The 6,531-nt window shown below is 55.8% G+C and carries 5 protein-coding genes; 1 reads left to right on the top strand and 4 read right to left on the bottom strand.

The genetic code is table 11. From position 1 onward, the window contains the following. Window positions 1-200 precede the first annotated feature (200 nt). The 3 genes from WKK33_RS09590 to WKK33_RS09600 form a co-directional block, all read right to left on the bottom strand. Complete coding sequence (locus tag WKK33_RS09590; RefSeq protein WP_337933610.1) at window positions 201-2,765, bottom strand: UvrD-helicase domain-containing protein; 2,565 nt, start codon at window positions 2,763-2,765, stop codon at window positions 201-203. 46 nt (window positions 2,766-2,811) lie between these two features. Further along, window positions 2,812-3,528: a monofunctional biosynthetic peptidoglycan transglycosylase gene (gene mtgA, locus WKK33_RS09595; RefSeq protein ID WP_215760128.1), complete on the bottom strand. Its 717-nt coding sequence runs from the start codon at window positions 3,526-3,528 to the stop codon at window positions 2,812-2,814. Window positions 3,529-3,598: 70 nt separating this feature from the next. Then, window positions 3,599-4,285 carry an OmpA family protein gene (locus WKK33_RS09600; protein WP_337933611.1) on the bottom strand — a complete coding sequence of 229 codons (687 nt, stop codon included), beginning with the start codon at window positions 4,283-4,285 and terminating at the stop codon, window positions 3,599-3,601. Window positions 4,286-4,517: 232 nt separating this feature from the next. Here WKK33_RS09600 and proS point away from each other — a divergent pair, with 232 nt between their 5' ends. Continuing rightward, window positions 4,518-6,002: a proline--tRNA ligase gene (gene proS / locus WKK33_RS09605; protein WP_337933612.1), complete on the top strand. Its 1,485-nt coding sequence runs from the start codon at window positions 4,518-4,520 to the stop codon at window positions 6,000-6,002. 196 nt (window positions 6,003-6,198) lie between these two features. Here proS and WKK33_RS09610 read toward each other — a convergent pair whose 3' ends face one another. Then, the gene (locus WKK33_RS09610) at window positions 6,199-6,489 is read right to left on the bottom strand and encodes a hypothetical protein (protein WP_337933613.1); all 291 of its coding nucleotides are present in this window, start codon (window positions 6,487-6,489) and stop codon (window positions 6,199-6,201) included. Between the last annotated feature and the right edge of the window lie 42 nt (window positions 6,490-6,531).

Raw genomic sequence — 6,531 nt, forward strand, 5'->3', positions numbered from 1 at the left:
AAACACTTGCGAGTTTTTTTGCAATTAACAAGTCGGCATATTTCGGATGGTTACTTTGTTTCGAGCAGGTTGCGACATTCGCGTTGAAACCATAAGACACTAACACCCCTCCTGTTTCGGTCTAATGACCGATGGGGGTTTATCCCCGACGGGAAGGGGATGGCTACATCCTATTCTCGCCTCCGCTGCCCCTACATGGGTCAGCCCACAATGCGGAGCTTGGCGAATTTGAGCAGGAGCTGCTTGCGGCCCGTCGCATCGAAATCGACCGTGGCCTTGGCGTTCTCGCCCACACCTTCCACTTTCACCACCACGCCACGACCGAAGCGTTGGTGCTCAACGACGCTTCCCGGGTGCAAGCCTGCCGACCCTGACGAAGCGTAAGAAGAGCCTGACGACGCGCCGGAAGGAGCCGATGTACGCTGGCCGCTGCCTGAAGTGCGCCCACCATTAGTAACCGCTTGCTCCACCTTGGTCCATCGCCCACCTTGCCGAAGCATTTTCTCAAACGATGGCGAGAAAGGGTTGACGGCTTGTTCTGCCTGCCGGGGCGACGTAATCTTGGGTTTGGGATCGGCCATAAACTGCCCTGCCACAGGTCGTGAGTTTTGCATCCTACCACTCCTACGTCCATAGTCGTTCCCCCACTCCCTACTTCCCGTGTAGGGTTTGTTAATCTCATAATCGTCCTCCCATGGACGATGCGAGCCGTGAGAGTTGCCACCCCACGTCTCGCCATACGACGAATGACCACCGCTACCACGGCCGCCCTCCACCTGCACGTCTAAGTATTTGGGGGCGATGTCGTTGAGGAACCTACTCGCATTAACAAAGCCATCCATCTTTCCGAAGCGCCATCGCGTGTGGGCCCACGTCAGGTAACAATGTTTCTCGGCCCTTGTGATGGCCACATAAAGCAATCGGCGTTCCTCCTCCAACTCGTGTATCGATCCCACCGACATCTGACTGGGGAAGATATTCTCCTCCAGTCCCACGATAAACACCGTCCCAAACTCCAGCCCCTTGGCGGCATGGATGGTCATGAGCGTCACCTTATCGTCCGACGAATCGTCAGAATCCTGATCGGTCATCAGCGATACGTTCGCCAGATAGTCGGTCAGCAACACATGCTCCTCCTGTCCATCCTCGCGTTGCGCCTGCACAAAGTCGGCGATGCCCGATATCAAACTGTCGAGGTTCTCGCGTCTGCTATCGCCCTCGGCCGTGCGGTCGGTGGCAAGATCGGCCTTGATGCCGCTCTTCTCTACGATATCGCGCGCCAGCGTTAGCGCGTCGCTCTCCTCCCGTTGCGCCACAAAACCATCGATGAGCGCCCGGAAATTCAGAAGTTTCGTGGCCGTCCCCTTGTTCACGGGCAACTGATATTGCACGGGGTTGGAGATCACCTCCCACAGGCTGGTCTCCTGTTGCTGGGCGCAATTCAAAACCTTCGCCAGCGTGGTGTCGCCAATTCCTCGTGCCGGGTAATTCACGATACGGCGGAACGCCTCCTCATCGTTGGGGTTGACCACCAGACGGAGATAAGCTATGACATCCTTGATTTCCTTTCGTTGGTAGAAGCTCAATCCCCCATACACCCGATACTTGTCGCCCATGGCCACCTCAGGCTTGCGCATCTCCTCCTCAAACAGGCGGCTCTGGGCATTGGTGCGGTAGAGTATGGCGAAGTCGCTCCAGCGGCATTTCTCCTGCTGTCGGATGCGCTTGATCTCTCGACACACGATCGCCGCCTCGCGCTTGTCGGAGATGGTCTCCATGACCTTCACCTTCTCTCCGTTCTCATTCTCGCTATACACCTCCTTCGGTATCTGCCGTTCGTTGTGCTTCATGAGAGAGTTGGCGGCCGCCACAATGAGTTTAGTGGAACGATAGTTGCGCTCCAACTTAAACAGTTGCGCGTCGGCATACACCTTTTGGAAATTCAATATGTTGTCGATCTTCGCACCACGGAACGCGTAGATGCTCTGATAATCGTCGCCCACCACGCAGATGCGGCGCACATCACGTGTGAGCAACCACAGGATTTGTTGCTGCACATAATTGGTGTCCTGATACTCATCGACCAGCACATATTGGAACCGCGCAGCATATTTGCGACGTATCTCCTCGTTTTGGTTCAATAGCAGATAGGTGTAAACCAACAGGTCGTCGAAGTCCATGGCGTTGGCCAGACGCAGACGCGACTGGTAAGCCCTATAGATCTTATGCGTCTCTGCCATGTTACGCCGCCTGTCGCGCTCCAAGGAATCGCCATCGGCGGCATAGTCGTCGGGCATCTGCAGTCGGTTCTTCGCCATGGAGATGGCGGCATGAACGGTCGAGGGCTTATACGTCTTGTCGTCGAGCCCCATCTGCTTGCAGATGCTCTTGATGAGCGATCGCGAGTCGGCCTCATCGTAGATGGTGAAATCCGACGAGAACCCTAACGTGGCGGCTTCCACACGCAGGATACGCGAGAAGATGGAGTGGAACGTGCCCATCTGCAAGCTGCGCCCCCGCTCATCGCCCACAAGGCCCGATATGCGCCCTTTCATCTCCTTGGCCGCCTTGTTGGTGAAGGTGAGAGCGAGGATGTTCCAGGGCTTCAGGTCGTAATGTACGAGCAGATAGGCAATCTTATACGTGAGCACACGGGTCTTGCCCGACCCTGCGCCCGCTATGACAAGCTGCGGTCCGTCGCAATAAACCACCGCCTGTCGCTGGTTGTCGTTGAGTTGTTCGAGGAGAGTCTGTTCGGTCTGCATCTGATGTTCCGATAATGTATGGTTGGGTAAAAGTGTTGCGTAGTGATTATTTATAGGTGCTTCCCACGGCCGTCTTGGGGTCGTAGTCCTCCCCCTCCTTGGGGAAAGAGGGAATATAGCGCATGTTGTTCATGATTTGCCGTTGGCGCTTTCGCATGTAAGCGCTTGGCTCCTTCGACGAGAACCGTCGGGGGTTGGGCAGAGTGGCTGCAATGAGCGCACAATCGGCACGCGTGAGCGCATCGGCCGTCTTGCCAAAGTTATACTCTGCACACGCGTCGACGCCATAGATGCGGTCGCCCATCTCTATGGAGTTGAGATACACCTCCATGATGCGTTGCTTGCTCCAAAACACCTCGATGAGGGCCGTGAAGTAGACCTCGAAACCTTTTCTCACCCACGAGCGCCCCGGCCACAGAAACACGTTCTTGGCCGTTTGCTGCGAGATGGTGCTGGCGCCAAACCGCTTGCCGCCCTTGCCGTTGGCCATGTTGCGCTTGGCAGCACTACCAATGGCGTTGAAGTCGAAGCCATGATGAAGCAGGAAATGGGAGTCTTCGGAAGCCATGACCGCCACAGGCATGTGTCGAGACATCTGCTCCAAGGGCACCCAGTGGTGGTGAATGGTCAAACTACCCGTCTGCACACACCTGATGAGCATCAGCGGCGTGACGTAGACGGGTATGAAACGATAAGCCACCACCGCAAGAATGGTGGAGGCGAAAAAGAGGCTAAGCGCCCATCTTACGATCTTCTTTATCATAGCAAAACAGGGATGCCGACGCATCATGCGTCCGCACCCCCACCTTAATTCATCCAAAAATGTTGACTGCTTAGTTGAGCTTGCCTGCGTTGGCCTTGTCGATCATGGCCTGCGAAGCGTAAAGGTAGACCTCCACACGGCGACTGGCCTTCACGTTCTCGGTGCCATCGGGGTTGGTGATGAGATTGGTCTCGCCGAAGCCCTGAGCGCTCTTGATCTGCGAGCTGGGCACGCCGCATGTGTTCACCAGATAAGCCTTCACCGAGTTGGCACGGTTGTTTGAGAGCACCTGGTTCACCTCGTTGGAACCATCCGAAGAGGCGTAGCCCTGGATGTCGACCTGCAGGTCGGCGTTGTTCTTCAACACGTTAGAGAACTTAGAGAGCTCGTTCTTGGCGGCAGCCTGCAAGGCATACTTGCCCACGGGGAAGAGGATGCCGTTGTCGAAGGTTACCTTCACGGCCTTCAGGCCATTGGCGTCGGTCACTTCCTCCACCTTACCGTTCTTCACCTGAGCGGCCGTCTCGGCGGCCACCTTATCCATGTGCTTGCCGATGAGGGCGCCTGCGCCAGCACCAACAGCGGCACCAACGGCGGCACCAACGGCGGTGTTACCAGCCAGGGCACCGATGAGCGCACCCACAGCCGTACCCGATCCTGTACCAATGAGGGCACCTGTTCCAGCCTTGGTTGAACAACCCATGCCCACCATTGTAAGTGCGCACAATCCTACAGTAGCAACTTTTACCTTTTTCATAATGCTTGCAAATATTTAGTTTTTTACTTTTTCTTCTTCGCAAAGTTACTGCTTTTTTCCCAAGATAGCATCTTATTGAATATTTTTTTCGTAACTTTGCGGCAAAATTAACCAATCGTAAGGATTCGTCCAACGGGAAATACCTATCGCTCGATGGGGAAATCCCTAAACCGCGCCAACGGCAACAGACCAGGCGCACAACACGACTATTTAATTAAGGTAAAGACATAACATGGCAAAAGAACTGAAACATCTTACCAAGCGTTCCGACGACTACAGCCAGTGGTACAACGACTTGGTGACGAAGGCCGACCTCGCCGAGCAGGCCCCGGTCCGCGGTTGCATGATCATCAAGCCCTACGGCTATGCCATCTGGGAGAAGATCCAGGCTGGCCTCGACAAGGAATTTAAGAAACTGGGCGTGCAAAACGCATATTTCCCATTGCTCATCCCAAAGAGTTTCTTCGCTCGCGAGGCTGAGCACGTAGAGGGATTTGCCAAGGAGAGCGCCGTGGTGACCCACTACCGCCTCAAGACAAGCGAGAACGGAAAGGGCATCGTGGTTGACCCCGACGCCAAGCTCGATGAGGAGCTCATCATCCGACCCACATCAGAGACCATGATTTGGCACACTTACAAGAACTGGATCCACTCGTGGCGCGACCTGCCCATCAAGTGCAACCAATGGTGCAACGTGATGCGTTGGGAGATGCGCACCCGCCCGTTCCTCCGCACATCTGAGTTTCTCTGGCAGGAGGGCCACACCGCCCACGCCACCTACGAGGAGGCTGTTGAGGAGGCCCAGACCATGCTCCATTGCTACGCCGACTTCGTGGAGGACGTGATGGCCGTGCCCGTCATCAGGGGTGAGAAGAGCGAGACCGAGCGTTTCGCCGGAGCCCTGAAGACCTACACCATCGAGGCCATGATGCAAGATGGCAAGGCCCTGCAGAGCGGCACCAGCCACTTCCTCGGCCAGAACTTCGCCAAGAGCTTCGACGTGACCTATCTCAACAAGGACAACAAGCCCGAGTATGTGTGGGCCACATCGTGGGGCGTGTCAACCCGTCTCATGGGCGCCCTCATCATGGTCCACTCCGACGACAACGGACTGGTGTTGCCCCCGAAGCTCGCTCCCATACAGGTAGTGGTCATCCCCATCAACAAGAACGAGGAGCAGCTCAAGGCCATCACCGCCAAGTTGCAGCCCGCCATCGACCAGTTGCGTGAGCTGGGCATCAGCGTGAAGTACGATGACGCCGACAACAAGCGCCCGGGCTTCAAGTTTGCCGACTATGAGCTGAAGGGTGTTCCCGTGCGCCTCGTCATGGGCGGACGCGACCTGGAGAACAACACCATCGAGATCATGCGCCGCGACACCTTGGAGAAGGAGAACGTTTCGTTCGACGGCATCGTGGAGCGCGTGAAAGACATGCTCGACGACATTCAGCGCAGCGTGTTTGAGAAGGCTCGCAAGATGCGCGACAGCAAGATCTACGAGTGCACCAACTACGACGAGTTTAAGGAGCGCATCAAGAATGGCGGCTTCTTCCTCTGCCCCTGGGACGGCACCGCCGAGACCGAGGCCAAGATCAAGGAAGACACTCAGGCCACCATCCGTTGCATACCTTACGGCTACGAGCAGAAGGAAGGCGCAGTCGACATGGTGAGCGGCAAGCCCGCCACAAGCTGGGTCATCGTGGCGCGCGCCTACTAAGCGACACATTCCAACCCCCTATATCATCCCATTCGCCAACACAAGGCGAATGGGATTTTTTATGAAACGACCTTAAAGTGGAAAATGGAAAAATGGGAAAGTGGAAACATGTGAACCACCTTCATTCAAAAACTCAAAAATGGGTGGGTCAACGGCACGTCCCGAAAAGGGCTGAACTCCTCAGCCCTGGGCAACGCTATTGTCGCCACCTGATTTTCCTTGCCACGCGCATTCCGTTTTCATAGGTCACAACCTGAACCACGATGGCGTCGGGGTTGGGCGCCGTTATCTCCTGTCCCACCAGGTTATAGTATCTCACATGGGCCACCTCGCCTTGGGCCTTCGGTTGTGGGGCGATGCCTGTTCCCACATCCTTCTTATCCACCACCATGGAGGTGCACCAATGGTTGGTTGTCTCGATGGTGGGTCGTTCCATCAGGGCCAGGTTGTTACCCCCATCGGGATAACGGCCATGGGGGTGTGTCAAAATTCACACCCTCTTTTAAAATATCACAAAGCCCGAACTTTC

The organism is Hallella sp. (assembly GCF_037460745.1).
Classification (GTDB): domain Bacteria; phylum Bacteroidota; class Bacteroidia; order Bacteroidales; family Bacteroidaceae; genus Prevotella; species Prevotella faecis.